Annotated in this window: 21 protein-coding genes; 14 read left to right on the top strand and 7 right to left on the bottom strand. The window is 73.2% G+C overall.

Going from position 1 to position 18,264, the window contains the following annotated elements:
* Positions 1-59: 59 nt before the first annotated feature.
* Positions 60-347 carry an ArsR/SmtB family transcription factor gene (locus tag ABD250_RS02485; protein ID WP_179523269.1) on the bottom strand — a complete coding sequence of 96 codons (288 nt, stop codon included), beginning with the start codon at positions 345-347 and terminating at the stop codon, positions 60-62.
* A gap of 139 nt (positions 348-486) precedes the next feature.
* On the opposite strand from ABD250_RS02485, the gene ABD250_RS02480 reads away from it, so the two are divergent.
* From ABD250_RS02480 to ABD250_RS02445, 8 genes are all read left to right on the top strand, one after another.
* Positions 487-2,073: an ABC transporter substrate-binding protein gene (locus tag ABD250_RS02480; RefSeq protein ID WP_344390393.1), complete on the top strand. Its 1,587-nt coding sequence runs from the start codon at positions 487-489 to the stop codon at positions 2,071-2,073.
* Positions 2,037-3,065 (top strand): ABC transporter permease, encoded by a 1,029-nt coding sequence (locus ABD250_RS02475; protein WP_344390391.1) that lies wholly within the window; start codon positions 2,037-2,039, stop codon positions 3,063-3,065. The genes ABD250_RS02480 and ABD250_RS02475 overlap by 37 nt, the downstream gene beginning before the upstream one ends.
* A complete protein-coding gene (locus ABD250_RS02470) occupies positions 3,058-4,872 on the top strand; it encodes an ATP-binding cassette domain-containing protein (protein ID WP_344390389.1) in 1,815 nt (604 codons plus the stop codon). The genes ABD250_RS02475 and ABD250_RS02470 overlap by 8 nt, the downstream gene beginning before the upstream one ends.
* Positions 4,869-5,501 (top strand): ATP-binding cassette domain-containing protein, encoded by a 633-nt coding sequence (locus tag ABD250_RS02465; RefSeq protein WP_344390387.1) that lies wholly within the window; start codon positions 4,869-4,871, stop codon positions 5,499-5,501. The genes ABD250_RS02470 and ABD250_RS02465 overlap by 4 nt, the downstream gene beginning before the upstream one ends.
* 70 nt (positions 5,502-5,571) lie before the next feature.
* The gene (locus ABD250_RS02460) at positions 5,572-6,207 is read left to right on the top strand and encodes a TetR/AcrR family transcriptional regulator (protein ID WP_182658354.1); all 636 of its coding nucleotides are present in this window, start codon (positions 5,572-5,574) and stop codon (positions 6,205-6,207) included.
* The gene (locus ABD250_RS02455) at positions 6,204-6,974 is read left to right on the top strand and encodes a maleylpyruvate isomerase family mycothiol-dependent enzyme (RefSeq protein WP_182658355.1); all 771 of its coding nucleotides are present in this window, start codon (positions 6,204-6,206) and stop codon (positions 6,972-6,974) included. The genes ABD250_RS02460 and ABD250_RS02455 overlap by 4 nt, the downstream gene beginning before the upstream one ends.
* A gap of 130 nt (positions 6,975-7,104) precedes the next feature.
* Positions 7,105-8,307 (top strand): MBL fold metallo-hydrolase, encoded by a 1,203-nt coding sequence (locus ABD250_RS02450; protein WP_344390384.1) that lies wholly within the window; start codon positions 7,105-7,107, stop codon positions 8,305-8,307.
* Between the two features lie 41 nt (positions 8,308-8,348).
* A complete protein-coding gene (locus ABD250_RS02445) occupies positions 8,349-8,753 on the top strand; it encodes a four-helix bundle copper-binding protein (protein WP_182652056.1) in 405 nt (134 codons plus the stop codon).
* On the opposite strand, the gene ABD250_RS02440 is transcribed toward ABD250_RS02445, so the two are convergent.
* Complete coding sequence (locus ABD250_RS02440; protein ID WP_344390944.1) at positions 8,754-9,863, bottom strand: sensor histidine kinase; 1,110 nt, start codon at positions 9,861-9,863, stop codon at positions 8,754-8,756.
* 74 nt (positions 9,864-9,937) lie between these two features.
* Complete coding sequence (locus ABD250_RS02435; protein ID WP_344390942.1) at positions 9,938-10,660, bottom strand: response regulator; 723 nt, start codon at positions 10,658-10,660, stop codon at positions 9,938-9,940.
* 234 nt (positions 10,661-10,894) lie between these two features.
* Here ABD250_RS02435 and ABD250_RS02430 point away from each other — a divergent pair, with 234 nt between their 5' ends.
* From ABD250_RS02430 to ABD250_RS02405, 6 genes are all read left to right on the top strand, one after another.
* The gene (locus ABD250_RS02430) at positions 10,895-11,560 is read left to right on the top strand and encodes a DUF305 domain-containing protein (RefSeq protein WP_182658230.1); all 666 of its coding nucleotides are present in this window, start codon (positions 10,895-10,897) and stop codon (positions 11,558-11,560) included.
* Between the two features lie 23 nt (positions 11,561-11,583).
* The gene (locus tag ABD250_RS02425; protein ID WP_259846537.1) at positions 11,584-12,189 is read left to right on the top strand and encodes a CueP family metal-binding protein; all 606 of its coding nucleotides are present in this window, start codon (positions 11,584-11,586) and stop codon (positions 12,187-12,189) included.
* A 109-nt stretch (positions 12,190-12,298) separates the two neighbouring features.
* On the top strand, positions 12,299-13,150 hold the full coding sequence (locus tag ABD250_RS02420; protein ID WP_182658232.1) for a hypothetical protein: 852 nt from the start codon (positions 12,299-12,301) through the stop codon (positions 13,148-13,150).
* 154 nt (positions 13,151-13,304) lie between these two features.
* On the top strand, positions 13,305-13,847 hold the full coding sequence (locus tag ABD250_RS02415; protein ID WP_344390375.1) for a hypothetical protein: 543 nt from the start codon (positions 13,305-13,307) through the stop codon (positions 13,845-13,847).
* A gap of 62 nt (positions 13,848-13,909) precedes the next feature.
* On the top strand, positions 13,910-14,305 hold the full coding sequence (locus ABD250_RS02410) for an ArsR/SmtB family transcription factor (protein WP_017838012.1): 396 nt from the start codon (positions 13,910-13,912) through the stop codon (positions 14,303-14,305).
* Complete coding sequence (locus ABD250_RS02405) at positions 14,302-16,317, top strand: heavy metal translocating P-type ATPase (protein ID WP_344390940.1); 2,016 nt, start codon at positions 14,302-14,304, stop codon at positions 16,315-16,317. Before ABD250_RS02410 ends, ABD250_RS02405 begins: the two co-directional genes overlap by 4 nt.
* Here the strand turns inward: ABD250_RS02405 and ABD250_RS02400 are convergent.
* From ABD250_RS02400 to ABD250_RS02385, 4 genes are read right to left on the bottom strand one after another with little or no spacing between them, the layout of a single operon-like run.
* Positions 16,208-16,528, bottom strand: coding sequence for a hypothetical protein (locus tag ABD250_RS02400; protein WP_146166327.1), 321 nt, complete (start codon positions 16,526-16,528; stop codon positions 16,208-16,210). The two genes, ABD250_RS02405 and ABD250_RS02400, sit on opposite strands and share 110 nt — an antisense overlap.
* The gene (locus tag ABD250_RS02395) at positions 16,518-17,042 is read right to left on the bottom strand and encodes a hypothetical protein (protein ID WP_182658596.1); all 525 of its coding nucleotides are present in this window, start codon (positions 17,040-17,042) and stop codon (positions 16,518-16,520) included. Before ABD250_RS02395 ends, ABD250_RS02400 begins: the two co-directional genes overlap by 11 nt.
* Positions 17,033-17,611 (bottom strand): RNA polymerase sigma factor, encoded by a 579-nt coding sequence (locus ABD250_RS02390; protein WP_179523289.1) that lies wholly within the window; start codon positions 17,609-17,611, stop codon positions 17,033-17,035. Before ABD250_RS02390 ends, ABD250_RS02395 begins: the two co-directional genes overlap by 10 nt.
* Positions 17,608-18,252: a hypothetical protein gene (locus ABD250_RS02385; RefSeq protein WP_182658597.1), complete on the bottom strand. Its 645-nt coding sequence runs from the start codon at positions 18,250-18,252 to the stop codon at positions 17,608-17,610. Before ABD250_RS02385 ends, ABD250_RS02390 begins: the two co-directional genes overlap by 4 nt.
* Between the last annotated feature and the right edge of the window lie 12 nt (positions 18,253-18,264).

The raw sequence follows: 18,264 nt of genomic DNA, 5'->3' as shown, positions 1-18,264 counted from the left end.
CATCGTGGCGGGGCGAGATTGCGCCGGTGTTTCGCGGGAACGCGCCGCCCGTTACGGGCTCAGTGGTGGCGGGCGCCCATGAGGTGCAGGATGCGGTGCACGGTGTCGTCGGCGAGCGAGTAGCGGACCACCCTGCCGTCGTCGGCGTCCCGGGCGGCGCGCACCCAGCCCCTGTCCCGGAGGATCCGCAGCGCCTGGGAGGCGGCGTTGCGGGTGATCCCGGCGGCCTCGGCCAGGTCGGAGACGGTCGCGACACCGGGGCCCACGTGGTGCATGTGTGCGAGGAGCCCCAGCCTGGTGGGGTCGCCGAGCAGCTCGAAGCGCTCGGCCCAGTCGGTCAGATCCATCGCTCCCCCACGCATCAGGCTTAACACCAGGCGTGTTCAGACGCTCTCCGGTGTAACAGCAGCGACACATCCGCTCGCTACGCTCTGCGAACTATGTGTCCAGCCGGACACCTACCCTAGCCCTGGCAGGAGTGCGTCTGTGAGACCGTTGTACGCCGCCGTCTGCGTCGGACTCGCGTCGGCCCTCGCCGCGTCGGGCTGCGCGACCCCCGCCCCGGCGTCGGAGAACACCGGTCAGATCGTGTTGGCCGACGCTGGCGACCCCGGCGAGTTCAATCCCGTGTCCGGGTACGGATCGACCGGCGTCTCCCCGCTGTACGAGGGGCTCCTGCGCCCGGTCGCCGTCGACGACTCCACGCTGCCCCGGCTCGAACCCGCCCTGGCCGCGCAGGTGCCGGAGGTCAGCGCGGACGGGCTCACCTGGACCGTCCGGCTGCGCGATCAGGTGCGGTTCCACGACGGCTCCCTCCTGGACTCCGGCGACGTGGCCGCCACCTACCGCGCGGTGGTCGATCCGCGGTCGGCCTCCCCCATCGCCTCGGACTACTCCCCGATCGCGCGCGTGGACACCCCGGACCCGCTCACCGTGCGCTTCCACCTCCACGCGCCCGACCCGGGGATGCCGGCCCGGCTCCTGCTGGGCATCGCGCCCTCGGAGGCGCTGACCCCGGGGCCGGCGTCGGCGTCGTCGCTCAACTCCGCCCCGGTCGGCACCGGCCCCTACCGACTGGCCCGCCTCACCGCCGGCGAGGCCGTGCTGGAGGCCGATCCCGACTACCGCGACGGCCCGCCCGAGGTCTCCAGGGTGGTCCTGCGGTCGGTGCCGGACGCCGACGCGCGGGCCCAGATGCTGATGGCCGGGGAGGTCGACGGCGCCGCACTGCCACCGCGGCTCGCCGAAGGTCTGGCCGGACGGGGCGGCCTCGAGCTGGTCTCGGTGGCGTCGGCCGACTGGCGCGCGGTGGCGCTGCCCATGTCGCATCCCTTCGCCGGGGATCCCGCGGCCCGGCGGGCGCTGAACCTGGCCGTGGACCGGGACGGCCTGATCGACCGCGTCCTGTCCGGGCACGGCCGCCCGGTGGCGTCCCCGATCACCGACGCCTACCCGGAGTACGAACCCCCGCCGCTCACCGGTGTCCGGGCGGCCGACCTGCTGCGGGAGGCGGGATGGCGGCCCGGCGCTGACGGCGTCCTGGCCCGGGACGGAGCACGCGCCGAGGTCACGCTGGCCTACCCGGCCGCCGATCCGGTCCGCCGGGAGCTCGCGTCGGCGTTCGCCGACCAGATGCGCGAACTCGGCGTGGCGGTGACCGTGTGGGGCGGCAGCTGGGACCAGATCGAGCAGCGCATCGACGAGGTGGCGATCCTGTTGGGTGGCGGCGACAACCCCTACACGGTGGACACGCAGGCCTACCGGACCCTGCACTCGCGCACCTCGGCGTCCGGCCCGTTGGACAACCCCGGTGACTACCGTGATCCCCGGGTGGACGCCGCCCTGGACGCGGCCCGCTCCACCGCCGACCCCGGGGAGCGGACCGGATACTACCGCGAGGCGCAGAGGGCCTACGCCGACGCGCCCGGTCACGTCTTCCTGGCCACGCTCGACCACACCTACGTCCTGCGCGACACCGGCCACACCCGGCCCGCCCCGATCCTCGAGCCGCACGCGCACGGGGTGACGTGGGGTCCATGGTGGTCGCTGGCCTCCTGGACCAGCGGCCGGTGAGCAGGCGCCTGCGCGAACGCCGCGCCGACCTCCTCCACCTCACGGCCCGCCGCGCCGCCGCGGCGCCGCTGGTCCTGATCGCGGTGACCCTCGGCGCGTTCATCCTGGCCGCGGCGTCCCCTCTGAACCCGTTGGCCGCTCACTTCGGCTCCGGGTACGAGCGCACCACCGGGGCCGACCGGGCCGCGGCCGCCGCCGCACTGGGGACGGACCTGGCGTGGTGGCAGGCGTGGTGGAGTTGGGTGGCCGGGCTGGCCGCCGGTGACGCGGGGTTCTCTCACGCTTACCGGCAGCCGGTGCTCGAGGTTCTGACGGAGCGGCTGCCGTGGACGATCCTGCTCTCCGCCACCGCGCTCGCCCTGGCGCTGGCGGTGACCCTGGTGGCCGGAGCCGCCGCCGCCCGCCGCCCGCACGGCGCCCTCGACCGGGCCCTGGCGGGTCTGGCCGTGTCGCTCAGCGCGGTGCCCCCGTTCGTGCTGGCGATGGCCTCGGTCGCGGTGTTCGCGGTGGCGCTGGGGTGGCTGCCCGTCACCGGGGCGGCCCCGCCCGGGCAGGACCCCACGGTCGCGACCGTCGCCCGCCACCTGGTGTTGCCCGCGGTGGCGCTGGCCGCCGGGCAGGTCCCGTGGATGCTGCTGGCCCTGCGCCGGGCGGTCCTCGACGCCGAGGCCTCCGCCCCTGTGGCCGAGGCCCGCGCCCGGGGGTTGAACGAGCGCACTGTGCTCACCGGGCACATCGCGGCCGTGTCGTGGAAGCCCCTCATCGCGTTGCTGGGCGCGAGGCTGCCCGAACTCATCGCGGGGTCGCTGGTGGTGGAGAGCGTCTTTGCCTGGCCCGGCCTCGCCGCAGCGACCGTGGACGCCGCCCTCGAAGCCGACTTCGCGCTGCTGGCCGCCGTCACCCTGGGCGCCTCGGCGACCGTTCTGGTGGGCACCTGGCTCGCCGATTGCCTGCTCCTGCTGGCCGACCCTCGGGTGCGGATCGATGCGTGACCACCCGGCCCCCCAGCGTCACGGCACCCGGCGCCACACCACCCGCCGCCGAGCCCCCCGGCGCATCGTCGCGATACTGCTCCTTGCCCTCGTCGTGGCGTACGCGGTCGTCTGGCCGCTGCTCGCCCCGCCGGCGTGGGCGGACACCGACTATCTGCGCGCCGGGTTGGCCCCGAGCTGGCCGCACCTCATGGGCACCGACACGCTGGGCCACGACACCTCCGTGCGCGTGGCGCAGGCGCTGCAGGTCTCCCTGGCGGTGGCCGCCGGCTCGGCCGTGGCGGCCACGGCGATCGGGGTGGCCGTGGGCGCCGCCGCCTCCGCGGGCGGCGCGCGGGTCGACGCGCTGCTCATGCGCCTGACCGACGCCGTGGCCGCGGTGCCGCACCTGTTGGCGACGGTCGTGGTGGTGGCCCTGTTCCGGGGGTCGATCACCGCCCTGGTCCTGGCTCTGGCGCTGACCCACTGGCCCCCGGTGGCGAGGATAGTGCGCGCCGAGACGCAGAAGGTCATGGCCTCGGGGTACGTCGCCGCCTCGCGGGTGGCCGGGGCCTCGCCCGCCGGGTTGGTGCGCCACCACGTGCTCCCGGCCGTCGCCGGACAGGCGGGGCTGGCCGTGGTGGTGATGCTCCCCCACGCCGTGTGGCACGAGTCCACGCTGTCGTTCCTGGGCATCGGACTGCCGCCCGAGGAGGCGAGCCTCGGCACGCTCGTCGCCCTGTCCCGGGCGGATCTGCTGCTGGGCCGCTGGTGGGCGCTGGCCTTCCCCGCCGCGGCGCTGATCGTGGTGACCGTGGCCGTGGCGCTGCTCGCCCCCGCGGGGCGGCGCCGGGGACGCAGGGGGGCGTCGCCCGCGATCCACGAGATCGACGACGACGACAACGGGTCCGGTCCCTCCGGCGAGCCGATGCCGTCGCCACCTGTTCCGTCGACACCCGTTCCGTCGACACCCGTGGCCTCGACCCCGGCGCTGGACATCGCCGGGCTCACGGTGTCGGTGCCCGGCCCGGAGGGCCACCCTGTCCGGATCCTCGACCGCGTCACGCTGCGTGTCCCGCCGGCCCGGGTGCTGGCCGTGGTGGGCGAGTCGGGCGCCGGCAAATCGACGCTCGCGGACGCGTGCTGCGGTCTGCTCCCGGAACAGGCCCACGTCCGGGGGCGCATCACGGTCCTCGGGGACACGCTTCTCAGAGATACGCTTCTCAGAGATACGGCCCGCAGGTCCCGGGTGGGCCACGTGCCGCAGTCGGCGGCCGCCGCGTTCACGCCCAGCCGGCATGTGCGCGGGCAGCTCGCGGAAGCGCTCGCCGCGGCCGGGCGAAGGCGGGATGGCCGCCGCTCGGTCGCCGAGCTGTGCCTCGAGGTGGGTCTCGACCCGGCGCTGGCCGACCGCTATCCGCACCAGCTGTCCGGTGGGCAACTCCGGCGTGCGGCGATCGGCGCCGCCCTGGCCACCGCTCCGTCGGTGCTGGTGGCCGACGAACCGACCGCGGGCCTGGACGCCGGGCCCGCCCTGGCCACTCTCCGGCTGCTGCGCCGCCTGGCCGACGAGCGCCGCATCGGCGTCGTGGTGATCACCCACGACCTGGCCACGCTGACCGCTTCGGACGCCGCCGACGAGGTCGCCGTGCTCCGGGCCGGCCACCTCTGTGACGTGGGCCCGGCCTCGCGGTTGCTCGCCGCACCCGACACCCCGTACACCCGTGAGTTCCTGGCCGCCGCGCTGCACCCCGGATCGGCGGCGGTGCCGGCGGTGCCCGACTTCAGCCCGGAGCTCGACGCGGCGGTCGGGTCGTCGTCGTCATGACCCTCGTCGCCGACCGGGTCACCTACCGCCGTCCCGACGGCGGATTCGTCCTCCCGCCGACCGACCTGACCGTGCGACCCGGACGGATCACCGCGCTCGTCGGGCCCTCCGGGTGTGGCAAGACCACGGTGGCCCACCTGCTCTCGGGCCTGCTCGTCCCCGGCTCCGGTTCGGTGACCGCGGGGGGCGTGGATGTGCGTCGTCGTCGGGGTCGGCTGCCCGGCCACACGGCCCTGCTGGACCAGGATCCGGTGTCCGCCTCCGACCCGCACCTGACGCTGCGCCGTGCCCTCACCCTGTCGGCGTCGGTGCGCGGCGTCCCCGTGGACCCGGACGCGCTGGCGGTCGAGGTCGGCCTGGACCCGGCGCTGCTGGACCGCCGCCCGGCGGAGGTCTCCGGCGGGCAACTCCAGCGCGCCTGCCTGGCCCGCGCGCTGGCCCAGGAACCCCGGTACCTGATCGCCGACGAGGCCACCGCCCATCTGGATCCGCTGAGCACGACCGCGATCGCCCGCACCCTCCGCCGGCGGGCCGACGGAGGCCTGGGCGTCCTGGCGATCACCCACGATCTGCGGTTGGCCGAGAGTTGGGCCGACGAGGTTGTGGAGTTGGAGACCCACGCGCCGTGACGGCACCGAGACCCGAACGCAACCCGATCGCCTCTGGACACCGGCGGGTCACCGGCGCACAATCCTAACCATGTTAGGCACTCCGAATCGCGATAGGTCAGCCGAACGACGTGAGGCGACACGGCGGGAGATCATCGACGCCGCGTGGGAGGTGGCCCGCGAACAGGGCCTGGCCCAGCTGACCCTCCGCGATGTCGCGGCCCGCGTCGGCATGAAGGCGCCGTCGCTGTACTCCCACGTGGACTCCAAGAACGCCATCTACGACGCCATGTTCGCCCAGGCCTGGACCGAGTGCCTCGACATCATGCTGGCCCTGGACGAGGGACGCCCGTCCGATGCCCGGGGGACGGTCCGGATGTACGCGCGGGCGTACTTCGACTTCTGCGTGAGCGACCTCGCCCGGTTCCAGCTGATGAACCAGCGCACCATCCCCGGCTTCGAACCCAGCCCCGAGGCCTACGCGCCCGCGGTGCTCGTGCTCGACGGTCTGCGTCAGCGGTTCGCGGCCATCGGGATCACCGCCCAGGAGGACATCGATCTCTACGTGGCCGTGGTGGGCGGCATGGCGGACGCCCAACTCGCCAACGACCCCGGCGGCGATCGCTGGGCCCGCCTGTTCGACCGCGCGGTCGACATGTACCTGCACGACGTCGGCATCCCGACCGACGTCCCGGTCACCACCACACAGGAAGGCACACCGCCATGACCACGACAACCGGGCACCACCGCTCGAAGACCGATCCCCGCATGCCGCAACTACAGCGGGACGTCGCCGCGCGCCTCGCCGCCACCGAGTACGACCGGGTGGCAGACACGCTCGACCGCCTCGCCCCCGACCAGTGGGACGCCCAGACCGACTGCACAGAGTGGGACGTGCGCGCGATGGCCGGGCACATGCTGGGCATGATCCAGATGCTCGCCAGTTGGCCCGAGATGGTCCGCCAGCAGGTGGCGTCCGGCAGGCGCGCCAAGCGCGAGGGCTGCCCCGCGATCGACGCGATGACCGCGCTGCAGGTGGAGAAGAACGCCGGACTGTCGACGGAGGACCTGATCGCCCAGGTTCGCCGACTCGCCCCGAAGGCCGCAAGAAACCGGCGGCGCGCGCCGGGCGTGATGCGGAAGCAGGCCATGGAGGACAACGGCGAGTGGTGGTCCATGGGCTACCTGTTCGACGTGATCCTCACGCGCGATCCCTTCATGCACCGCATCGATATCGCCACCGCGACGGGAGCCCCCATGACGGCGACCGCGGAGCACGAGGGGGTGATCGTCGCCGACGTGGTCGCCGAGTGGGCCGGCCGACACGGGCAGGCCTACGATCTGGAGCTCACCGGCCCGGCGGGTGGGCGCTGGCAGCACGGCGGGCACTCGGGCGCGGGCGAGAACCTCACCATGGACGCGTTCGAGTTCTGCCGAGCACTCAGCGGCCGGGCCCCGGCGGAGGGACTGCTCCGGACCCAGGTCCCGTTCTGACCCGGATCGTGAATGTGCTTTTATCCAACCGAGTGTGAGGTAGATTACATTCCGGGCACAACGCGCTGGTAGCGCGCACTTCTCCGGCTCGTCGCCGCCTCTGACTCGACCCCGGAAGAAGGACGCCGCCATGCCCCCGTCAGAACCCCTCCCCCCGCCCCCGCCCACCGCCCGCCTCAGCCGCCGCTCGGTCCTCTCCGCCTTCGGCGGGGCGGTCGCGGCGACCGGAATCGTGGGCTTCGGCAGCGGCTCCGCCGGAGCCCAGAGCCTCACGGGTTCCCTGGGCTCCGGCTCCCTCGGGTCGTCCGGCGGCACCCCGCCGGACGGCATCCCCTCGGCGCAGCGTGAACCACTCGAGCTGCTGCTCCTGGGGACACTCGCCGGCCCGATGGTGGAGAGGACGCGGGTGGGGATCGCGTCGGTCCTCGTGGTCAACGGGGCCGCCTACGTGATCGACTGCGGCCGGTCCGCGGTGACGCAGTACGGGCTCACGGGCCTGGAACTGGCGGCGATCAGCGACATCTTCCTCACCCACCTGCACGCCGACCACATCGCGGACTACTACAACTTCGCGCTCATCGGTGGGGTGGTCGCCAACGCCGCCGGGGACAAACTCGTGGCCCCCGTCGGCGTCCACGGCCCGGGGTCCGCGGGCGGACTGCGACCGCCCAACGTCGACTACCCGGACTTCCCGGTGGTCGCCCCCCAGAGCCCGACCCCGGGCACGGCGGAGATGACGCAGCGGCTGGACGAGGCCTACGCCTACACGTCGAACATCTTCCTCCGGGACAACGGCCCCACCGGTGGGCCGCCCGACCCGCGCACGCTGTTCGACGTCCACGAGATCGTGATCCCGGACGTCGGCGCCAGCTACACCAACACCTCCCCGGCGATGGACCCGTTCCTCGTCATGGAGGACCAGAACGTCCGGGTCACCGCCACCCTCGTCCCGCACGGGCCGGTCTTCCCCGCGTTCGCCTTCCGCTTCGACACCGCGCACGGGTCGGTGACGTTCTCCGGGGACACCAGCCTCAGCGTGAACCTGGACCGGTTGGCGCTCGGCACCGACACCCTCGTGCACGAGGCGATCAACGTTCGCGGCGGCAACCTGCCGCCGGCCATGATCGAGCACAACCTGGAGTCCCACGTCGAGGTCCAGGTGGTGGGGCAGGTCGCCGAGCGCGCCGGCGCCGAGCGACTGGTCCTCACGCACCTCGGCGACTACTCCGGCGTCGTGGACGTGCGGCAATGGCACGACTGGGCCCAGGAGGGCTACGGCGGGGACGTGATCGTGGGCCACGACCTGCAGCGGATCGTCCTGGCCACCCGATGACCCCCGCCTCGCCCTCACCAGAACGAGTCCCAGGAGGAACCATGAGCACCATCGACATGATCACGTCCCACCCCCACCCGACCGGCGGTCTGCCCGTCGAGTTGCTGGCGGAGGCGATCGACGCCGCGTCCGCGTGCGCGCGCATCTGCACCGCCTGCGCGGACGCGTGCCTGGCCGAGGAGTCGGTCGCGGAGATGCGCGACTGCATCCGCACCGATCTCGACTGCGCGGACGTGTGCGCGGCCACCGCGTCGGTATTGAGTCGCCGGACCGGGACGATCTCGGGGGCGGTCAAGGAGTTGCTCAGCGCGTGCCGCGTCGCGTGCGCGACGTGCGCTGACGACTGCGGGGCCCACGCGGACATGCACGCCCACTGCGCGATCTGCGCCGAGGCCTGCCGCCGCTGCGAGACGGCGTGCGCGGAGTTGCTCAGCGCGATCGGGTGATCAGGGCCACCGCGCGGTTCGGGGGATCGTGAAGCTGAAGCGCGCGCCGTGCCCGGGGCCGTCGCTGGCCGCGCTGACGCGACCGCCGTGGGCCTCCACGAGTGCCCGGGTGATCGCCAGCCCGATGCCGCTTCCCCCGCCGTGTCGGCCGCGGGCGGTGTCCACGCGGTAGAAGCGGTCGAAGAGGTGATCCAGGTGGTGCGCGGCCACTCCCTCGCCGGTGTCGGTGACAGTGACGGACACCCGCCTCAGAGCCACCGTGTCGGTGCCGGACGTCCTGGTGCCGGTGTCCGCGGGGAGCAGGCTGGTGCTGACGGTGACGGAACCACCGGCAGGGGTGTGCCGAAGTGCGTTGTCCAGCAGGTTCCCCAGTACCTGGCCCATGCGGTCGACGTCCACGGTGACCTCGGCGTCGACGAGGTCGCGGGCGGTGAGCTCCACCCCCTTGTCCGCGAACCGCTCCCGGGCGGCGTCGAGGGCGGTCCCCACCAACCCGGCGATGGTGGTGGGGACCGGATGGAGGCGGGTCAGGTGCTCCTCGACGGCCGAGACGGCCACGATGTCCGACGCCAGGCGTTCGAGTCGGCGGGTGGCCGTCCACAGCACCTCCCTGGTGTCGTGGTCGTAGTCCCGCACACCGTCGTCGACGGCCTCGAGGTAGGAGTCGATCGTGGCCAGCGGGGTGCGCATCTCGTGACCGAGATCGGCGAGCATCCGGCGTCGCGTGGTGTCGGTGGCGTCGAGTCTCCGGGCGAGTTCGTTGACGCTCGTCGCGAGGTCGTCGAACTCCCGCCCCAGCTCGGGGCTCGCGACGCGCGTGTCGTAGCGTCCGCCGGCGATCTCGGCGGTGGAAGCGGTCACCACCGCGACCGAACGCTGGACCCTGCGGGTGAGGTACCAGCTCGCCAGCAACGCCAGGAGCACCGCGACGCCCACCGCCAGCCCCCACGCCAGGACGATCGAATCCGTGAACGCCTCCTCGACGTGGGCGGCCTCCGCGGAGTCGTGCTCGATCCCGGCCTGCCCGAGGTGGTCGTGGAAGATCTCGGGCGCCAGCACCGAGGCGACGAGCCAGGCGCTCCCCGCGCAGCCCACCACCACCCCGGCCATGACCACCAACAGACGCGTCCCGAAACTCGCCCCTGCGAGCCGGCCGCGCCGCACCTCACCGACGGCGCCGCCGCTCACCGCCCGGGTCCCATCCGGTAGCCCACGCCGCGGACCGTGCGGACGTAGCGACCCCGCGTGGCCTCGTCACCGAGCTTGCGGCGCAGGTGCGCGACGTGGACGTCCACCAGGTGGTCGTCGCCCACCCAGTTCGGGCCCCACACCCTCTCGATCAACTGGGATCGGGTGAACACGACACCCGGGTCGCGGGACAGGGCGGCGAGCACGTCGAACTCGGTGCGGGTCAGGGCGACGGCCCGCCCGTCGACGCTCACCTCGCGACCGGCCACGTCGATGGTCAGATCCCCGATCCTCCGCAGACGCGCGTCCACCGGGGTGGTGCCCGCGGACCCGGCGGCCGCCACCTCGTCGTCGTACCCGGTCACGGGACCCCGCGGTCTGCGCAACATCGCCTGGATCCTGGCCATGAGCTCGCGGGGGCTGAACGGCTTGGTCATGTAGTCATCCGCGCCGACGGACAGCCCGATCAGTGTGTCGACCTCGTCGGTCCGGGCGGTGAGCATCACTACGTACGCGTCGGAGTGCGCCCTGATCCGCCGGCACACCTCGACCCCGTCCAGCCCCGGCAACCCCAGGTCCAGGACGATCACGTCCGGGTCCACCGACCGCGCCAACGTGACCGCCTCGGCACCGTCGCCGGTGACGGTGACCTCGAATCCGTCGCGACGGAGATACGAGGCGACCAGGTCCGCGAGGGACTGCTCGTCGTCGACGACCATCGCCCGCAACCCCGTGGGCGGGCGCGGCACGGGATCGGGTGCACCGGCCTGTCCGTGGTCGCCAGGGCTGGGGGTCATGGGTCCCATCATCGCGCCCCTCCTGCGGTTCCGCCGCCCCCGCGACGGCCTTGACCAAACCTTCACACGACCTCCATCCGGAGCGCCGGACCCGACGGGCAGGATGGTTCCCAGCAGTCCGGGCGCCCGGCCGCTCCGTTCGAAAGGACCTCGACGATGACCAGCAGGATCTTCCTCGCCGCCGCAGCCGTGGCCGTCCTCACGCTCTCCGCCTGTGCCGACGACGGCGACGACACGACGGCCACGACGCCGGCCACGACCACCACCGCCGAGGACGGCGCTCCCGCGACCACCGAGGAGGGCGACGCGTCCGAGCACTCCGCCGCCGACGTGCGGTTCGCGCGGATGATGATCCCGCACCACGAGCAGGCCATCGAGATGAGCGACATCATCCTGGCCAAGGAGGGTGTCCCCGACGACGTCCGCGAGCTGGCCGAGGAGATCAAGGCCGCGCAGGGCCCGGAGATCGAGCAGCTCGACGAGTGGCTCGAGGAGTGGGGCGAGCCCGGCATGGGCCGCGGCGATCATGGCGACCACATGGGCGATCACATGGGCGACCACATGGGTGACGCCGGCGAGATGCGCATGATGGACGGCATGCTCTCGCCGCAGGAGATGCGGGAGCTGGCCGACGCCGAGGGTACCGACGCCGCGCGGTTGTTCCTGGAGCAGATGATCGTCCACCACGAGGGCGCGATCGACATGGCCGAGGACCAGGTGGATAACGGCACCCACCCGCAGGCGGTCGAGCTGGCCCGGGCCATCATCGACACCCAGCAGCGGGAGATCGATCAGATGCGTGAGATGCTCGCGGGCCTGTGACCGTGGTGAGTGTTCTGTCGATTGTGCCCCGCCCGTCCGCGCGCCGTCGCGCCCTGCTCGCGGCCGTGGTCGCGGGGTCGCTGGCGCTGACCGCCTGTACCTCGGCGGAGCCGGAGCCGGACTCCACGCCCGATCAGGCCGCGGCCACCCTCGTCGAGCAGCACGATCTGGAGGGGCTGGACGCCCGCCAGGTGATCGAGCGACTCGACACGATGCCCGTGGCCGAGCGGCCCGACGACCTGTGGGCCTCCGTCGAGCCGGACCAGCTGGTGCTCAGCGATCCCACCGGCGGGTTCGAGGAGACGGCGCTGCCGATGCCGGCCGACGAGTTCTACCTCTCCGTGGCCCCGTACCGGACCTATACGCACGACTGCTTCTTCCACAGCCTCACCACGTGCCTCGGTGAGCTCGGCGGCGAGACCGTGCAGGTGACCGTGACGGACGAGGCGACCGGGCGGACCGTCCTCGACGAGACCCGCACGACCTACGACAACGGCTTCGTGGGCCTGTGGCTCCCGCGCGACCTCACCGGCACGCTGACCATCGAGCACGACGGCGACTCGACGACGTCGCCGGTCTCGACCGGCGGAGACGACCTGACCTGTCTGACCACGATGCAGGTGGCGTAGGCGCCGCACCCGTCACACCGACTCAGCTGCACCATGGGGCGACCCGCCATCCGGTTCACACCCGCGACACGCCGCCGGATTTGACGCAATAGATCCCGGGCCGGCCGCGTTGCAGGACGGGAGCTTCCTCCCCTCAGCGCCCGGTCAATCGAGCGCCCTGTCCCGGTGGATCCGCGTCGACCGGCCGGTTCTGTACCTGCAGCCCGGGGCGTCGGCCGAGGTGGTCGCGACGATCTCCGTGCCCGCCGAGGCCCCGGATGCCGAGCAGTACGCGGTGATCTGGGCGTCCCACACCTCCGCGGCCCCGGGCGGGAGCGCGACCGGATCGGGTACTGGGTCGGTGGGCTCAGCGGGGTCGGTGGGGTCGGAGGCCGGATCGCTCGGGTCGGTCGGGTCCTCCGGGGGCGGTTCGGGCTCGCACGAGGCCGGCCTCGACCGGATCTCCCGCGTCGGGGTCCGCGTCTACCTCTCCACCGGCGCGGGCGACGACCCCGGGTCGGGTTTCGAGATCGTCGATCTCCGGCCGGTCTGGACCGCGCTCGGGGTGGCCGCCTTCCTCGCGACCGTGTCCAACACGGGACGACGGGCGATCGACGTGGCCGGCACCCTCGACCTCACCGGCGGGCCCGGCGGGTTGGCGACCCCACCGATCGCAGCGGAGCCCGTCACGATCGCTCCCGGCGAGACGGCCGAGGTCCGATTCCCGCTGTCGGCGGACCTGCCGGTCCCCGCCGGCGAGTGGAACGCGACCGTCGCTCTGGCGAGCGGCGCCGAGAAGCAGACGCGAGCGCAGGACCTCACCCTTCCCTCGCCTGACGACGGACCCACCCCGGACGCGTGGACCGGTGCCACCTCCGCCACGGTCCGCCCCCTGGGGGCCGGTGTGGCACTGGTGAGCCTCCTCGCGGTGCTGCTCGTCTGGTTACTCGTCCACAGACGCCGGGAGAGCGGTGGCTCGTAGGGGTAGACCCTGACGACCCGGCCGGGCGCGCTGCAGGGGTCCCCCGATCTTCTCCCGGATTTCCGTTCCGCCCCGGGTGAGCGGCGCGCGGCCGCGGCTAGGGTGACCCCGACGTCAGTCGAGTCGCCTCTCCCGCACCGTGAAATGAGACGCCATGAACGAGCAGTTCCCCTACCGGCCCGACGAGTCCTCGGACGCCGGTCGGGACCGCCTTCCGGCGCCCACGGACCAGTTCGCCCCCATCCAGAGGTTCCCCCCTGAGCAGTTCCCGACGGAACGGTTCCCGACGGAGCAGTTCCCGACCCGCCCGGCCGCCGGGCCCGCCGAACCCCTGGCGCACGAGGGCGGTCTGCCCTACGGCAACTCACCCGCCGCGCCGTACCGCCCTGACCAGGACTTCGCCCCCCGGCATCTGGGAGCGCCACCCGCGTTCGACAACGACCCCTTCGTTCCCGGCCCGTACCGGCCGTACCTGCCGCAGCACCTCATGCCGCAGCACGTCATGCCCCAGCAGTACCCTCCCCAGCCCTTCATGCCGCAGCCCTTCATGCCGCAGCCGTACCCGATGCAGCAGACCGTGTTCGTCGCCAACGGCGGCGGCAGGCGCGTCAACCACGTGCTGCACCTGATCCTGACCATCCTCACCTTCGGCCTGTGGCTCCCGGTGTGGGCGGTGCTCGCGATCGCCAATTCCTAGCGGCCGGGTCGACGCCGGCGTCGACCCTGGAACACATCGCTCAACACAGTTATCATCGTCGAATGACGATCAATGCCGGGGTTGCGTGCGCGGACACCACCGGGTGCCGGTCACGGACGGAGCCGGGAGCGGCCCCCGAGTCAGGGCCCGGACTCGATGCCGCTGCCGCGCTGTTCCGCAGCCTGTCCGACGGGACCCGGCTGGCGATCATCCGCCGGCTCGCCCGCGGTGAGACCCGGGTCGCCGACCTGGTGGCCGAGCTCGGGCTGGCCCAGTCCACGGTGTCCGCCCACGTCGCGTGCCTGCGGGACTGCGGGCTCGTGGAGGGGCGACCGCAGGGCCGGCAGGTGTTCTATTCGCTCGCCCGTCCCGAGCTGATGGACCTGCTGTCCTCCGCCGAGACGCTCCTCTCCGCGACCGGGTCGGCGGTCGCGCTGTGCCCCGACCACGTCTCGTGAGCGACGCGTGCGGGTGCGGCCCCGACGAACCGCTGGCCGGCGAGCACGAGGACCGCGGTCCGGAGAAGCTGTGGCAGGTCACCGAGATCCGGGCCGCGGCCATCGCCGGGCTCCTGCTGCTCGCGGGACTGATCCTCGGCTGGACGGCCGGCCCCCACGCGGCCGGGTCCGCGCTGTCCGTGCTCGCGCTGCTGGTGGCCGGTTACACCTTCGTCCCCTCGACCCTGAGGCGGCTCGTGCGCGGCAGGATCGGCGTGGGCACGCTCATGACCATCGCGGCCGCCGGTGCGGTGATCCTCGGACAGATCGAGGAGGCCGCCATGCTGGCGTTCCTCTTCGCCATCAGCGAGGGGCTCGAGGAGTATTCGGTCGCACGCACCCGCCGCGGCCTGCGCTCCCTGTTGTCGCTGGTGCCGTCGACCGCCACCGTCCTCCGCGGCGGGCGTGAGCTGCGGGTGGAGCCCGACGACCTGCGTCTGGGCGAGGTGATGATCGTCCGACCGGGCGAGCGGATCGCCACCGACGGCACCATCCGCGCCGGGCGGACCGCCCTGGACAACTCGGCGATCACCGGCGAATCGGTCCCGGTCGAGGCCGGTCCGGGGGACGAGGTGTACGCGGGGTCGATCAACGGCAGCGGCGCCCTGGAGGTCACGGTCACCGCGGAGGCGCGGGACAACTCGCTGGCGAGGATCGTCCGGATCGTCGAGGCCGAACAGTCCCGCAAGGGCGAGGCCCAGCGGCTGGCCGACACCGTCGCCAGGCCCCTGGTCCCGGGCATCCTCGTGGCCGCCGCGCTGATCGCGGTGGTGGGGAGCCTGCTCGGCGACCCGCAGGTGTGGATCGAACGGGCCCTCGTCGTCCTGGTGGCGGCCTCGCCCTGCGCCCTGGCGATCTCGGTGCCCGTCACCGTGTACGCCGCCGTGGGTGCGGCAAGCCGGTTCGGTGTGCTGGTCAAGGGTGGCGGCGCTCTGGAGGCCCTCGGCCGCATCCGCGGAATCGCCCTGGACAAGACCGGCACCCTGACCCGTGGGCGTCCTGCCGTCGTCGAGATCGCGACCGCGGACGGGGTCTCCGGGGCGGAGGTCCTCGCGGTGGCCGCCGCTCTGGAGGCCCGCAGCGAACACCCGTTGGCGGCGGCGATCCTGGACGCGGCCGGCCACGAGGTCCCCGCGTCCCGGGAGGTCACCGCCGTCACCGGCGCCGGCCTGACCGGGCTGCTCGACGGGCGGTCGGTCCGGTTGGGTCGGCCCGGATGGATCCGGCCCGGCCCCCTGGCGTCGGATGTCGAACGGATGCAGCACCACGGCTCGACGGCCGTGCTGGTCGAGCGGGAGGGCGAGGTGCTGGGGGCCATCGCGGTCCGCGACGAGCCGCGGCCCGAGGCCGCGGAGGTGGTCGCCGCGTTGCGCCGCGACGGCTACCGGGTGGCGATGCTCACCGGGGACAACGGCCGCACCGCCCGCGCGCTGGCGGCCGAGGTGGGGCTCGACGACGTCCACGCGGACCTGCGGCCGGAGGACAAGGCCCGCATCGTCACCCGGCTCCGCGCGGAGAGGGCGACGGCGATGGTCGGCGACGGCGTCAACGACGCCCCCGCCCTGGCGACCGCGGACCTGGGGATCGCGATGGGGGCGATGGGCAACGACGTCGCGATCGAGACGGCCGACGTGGCCCTCCTCGGCGAGGACCTGCGGCACCTGCCCCGGGCGCTGCAGCACGCCCGCCGCTCCCGCCGGATCATGCTGCAGAACATCGGGCTCTCGCTGGCGATCATCATCGGGCTGGTGCCGTTGGCGCTGGCCGGCGTCCTGGGGCTGGCCGCGGTCGTGCTGGTGCACGAGCTCGCGGAGATCCTGGTGATCGCCAACGGTGTGCGCGCCGGACGCACGCGCCGCGGGCTCAGCCCCGGTGGAGCGACTGCACCCGCACCTCGAGTTCGGTACCGACCGGCACCGAGGCGCCCAGGGCGTCCCGCAGGACCGACTGGATCTCCCGCACGCTCTGCCTGACCGGTCGGGAGGGGTCCAGGCTCACCTCGACGGTGACCCTGTTGCCGTCGCGGTCGACGTGGAGACCGAAGTGACTCAGGACGGGGCCGGCCCGCCGTATGCGGGCATCGAGCGCCCGCAGTGAGGTGCCGATGCCGGGTTCTATCCCGTTGACCCCGGGGACGGCGACCACCAGGTCGATCAACTCCGCTGCCGTCGGCTCAGTTCTCATGAAGATCCTCGATGTGGACGTCGACCGCCAGGTCGACGAGGTCGAATTCGCGGGCGCACGCACCACGCACCGCCTGTCGGACCGCGTCCGCCAGGGCGGGCAGATCCGGGGTCGACGCCGCGAACGAGACGCGGCACGCGATGCGGCGGGGCAGACCGCGGGTACCCCAGCCCTCGACCGGATCGTGGTCGACGGTGGTCCGCAGACTCAGCACCCCCGGGACGCCGTCGACGGTGTCGCGGATCAGTGTCCGCAGGGCGAGTTCGGTCAGCGAGTAGGGGCCGATGTCGGTGGGAGGCATCTGCACCCGCGCGCCGTGTCGGGCATCCGCGCGGACGGCCTCCGCCAGTGCCGACCTCGCCCGACCGGACATCTGCACGGAGTCGTCGCCCCGGCTCTCGAGCTCGTCCCAGTCGCGGTGCAGGGCGCGGATCTGGTCGAGGTAGTGCCGGGTGGCCTCGGCGTCGTCGGGTCCACCGGGTCCGGAGGATCCGTCCATGGTGTTCACCGCCATTCCTTCATATATTCGATCACGTGCGTGCGGGCACGCGCGAGGCGGCCCCGCGCGGTGGACTCGGTGATGTCGAGCGCGGACGCGACCTCCCGATAGGACATGCCGTCGATCTCGCGCAGTGTCCAGCAGGACCGCAGATCCGGGTCCATCGTCCCGAGCACCCGGGCCAGGGCCTGCATCTGCGCGTTGACCACGGTGGTCTGCGCGGGGTCGGACCGGGGGCCCTCGTCGCGGTGGACGTTCAGGAGCTCGGGCGGCTGGGCGTCGGTGGAGCGGCGGGCCCGGCGGCGGGCGATGTCGGTCGCCCGACGCGAGCAGATCTGGGACAGCCAGCTCCGCACCGCATCCGGGTCGTCCAGGAGATGCAGCCGCTTCCACGCGGTGAGCAGCGACTCCTGGACCACGTCCTCGCTGTCCTGCCGGTCCCCCAACACCAGGTAGGCGATGCGGAACAGGCGACCCTGGTGGCGGTCGATCAACACGTCGAAGGCCTCGGGGTCACCGTCCTGTGCGCGCAGCACCAGGGTGCGGTCGGGGTACTCCCCCGGCGGGGAGGGCGCGGGGGTCATGCCGCCTCGGAGACCAGTTCCCCGCCCGCACCGTGATGGCGCACGGCCACGCGGTCGGATCGGGAGGTCCGCGGGGTGTGCACGCGGACCAGCAGGTCGACCGACCGAGGGCTGGTGCCGAGGGCGGTCTCCGGATCCGCGGCAAGCACCCGGCGGGCCTCCTCGACAGCCCATTCCACCTGCGCCTCCTCGGCGATCGTCACCTCGGCCAGGATCCGCAGGGAGGTCGTGGAGCCGGAGACCCGCACGGACGCCTCCTCGACGCCGGGGACGCCCTCCACCCGCTCGGCGAGCGCACGTTCCAGCACCTGGGGTTCCAGGGTGGCCAGGACGGTGCCGTCGTCGTCGTGCAGACGCAGAGAGGTGTGCGCCGGTGCGGTGGGGATCTGCGCGAGCAGCAGACCCAGCCCGGCGAGCACGGCGAGGACGGAGGCGGCGGTGGCGGCCGGCAGTGCCCACCCACGGTGCTCCTGCACCAGCGTCGACACCGTCGAGTCGGCCGGCACCGTCAGGCCGGCGAGCGGCGAGCCCGCGGGGATGAGGGCGAAGGACACCGCGACCAGCCACGCCGCGACGGCCAGGGTCAGCAGACCCGCCACCGTCAACGCGACGCGGTTTCGGGTTCCGGACAGGCTACGCATGATGTGTCGTCC

It is taken from the genome of Dietzia cercidiphylli (assembly GCF_039531545.1).
Taxonomy (GTDB): Bacteria; Actinomycetota; Actinomycetes; order Mycobacteriales; family Mycobacteriaceae; genus Dietzia; species Dietzia natronolimnaea.
Note: the sequence above shows the minus strand (reverse complement) of the source record. Positions and strands in the feature narration are given on the sequence as shown.

Bases quoted from the DNA above. Each gene is read 5' to 3' on its own strand.
- ABD250_RS02485 (WP_179523269.1), bottom strand. From the start codon at position 347: ATGGATCTGACCGACTGGGCCGAGCGCTTCGAGCTGCTCGGCGACCCC.
- ABD250_RS02475 (WP_344390391.1), top strand. From the start codon at position 2,037: ATGGTGGTCGCTGGCCTCCTGGACCAGCGGCCGGTGAGCAGGCGCCTG.
- ABD250_RS02470 (WP_344390389.1), top strand. From the start codon at position 3,058: ATGCGTGACCACCCGGCCCCCCAGCGTCACGGCACCCGGCGCCACACC.
- ABD250_RS02465 (WP_344390387.1), top strand. From the start codon at position 4,869: ATGACCCTCGTCGCCGACCGGGTCACCTACCGCCGTCCCGACGGCGGA.
- ABD250_RS02460 (WP_182658354.1), top strand. From the start codon at position 5,572: ATGTTAGGCACTCCGAATCGCGATAGGTCAGCCGAACGACGTGAGGCG.
- ABD250_RS02455 (WP_182658355.1), top strand. From the start codon at position 6,204: ATGACCACGACAACCGGGCACCACCGCTCGAAGACCGATCCCCGCATG.
- ABD250_RS02450 (WP_344390384.1), top strand. From the start codon at position 7,105: ATGCCCCCGTCAGAACCCCTCCCCCCGCCCCCGCCCACCGCCCGCCTC.
- ABD250_RS02445 (WP_182652056.1), top strand. From the start codon at position 8,349: ATGAGCACCATCGACATGATCACGTCCCACCCCCACCCGACCGGCGGT.
- ABD250_RS02440 (WP_344390944.1), bottom strand. From the start codon at position 9,863: ATGGCCGGGGTGGTGGTGGGCTGCGCGGGGAGCGCCTGGCTCGTCGCC.
- ABD250_RS02435 (WP_344390942.1), bottom strand. From the start codon at position 10,660: ATGGTCGTCGACGACGAGCAGTCCCTCGCGGACCTGGTCGCCTCGTAT.
- ABD250_RS02430 (WP_182658230.1), top strand. From the start codon at position 10,895: ATGACCAGCAGGATCTTCCTCGCCGCCGCAGCCGTGGCCGTCCTCACG.
- ABD250_RS02415 (WP_344390375.1), top strand. From the start codon at position 13,305: ATGAACGAGCAGTTCCCCTACCGGCCCGACGAGTCCTCGGACGCCGGT.
- ABD250_RS02410 (WP_017838012.1), top strand. From the start codon at position 13,910: ATGACGATCAATGCCGGGGTTGCGTGCGCGGACACCACCGGGTGCCGG.
- ABD250_RS02400 (WP_146166327.1), bottom strand. From the start codon at position 16,528: ATGAGAACTGAGCCGACGGCAGCGGAGTTGATCGACCTGGTGGTCGCC.
- ABD250_RS02395 (WP_182658596.1), bottom strand. From the start codon at position 17,042: ATGGCGGTGAACACCATGGACGGATCCTCCGGACCCGGTGGACCCGAC.
- ABD250_RS02390 (WP_179523289.1), bottom strand. From the start codon at position 17,611: ATGACCCCCGCGCCCTCCCCGCCGGGGGAGTACCCCGACCGCACCCTG.
- ABD250_RS02385 (WP_182658597.1), bottom strand. From the start codon at position 18,252: ATGCGTAGCCTGTCCGGAACCCGAAACCGCGTCGCGTTGACGGTGGCG.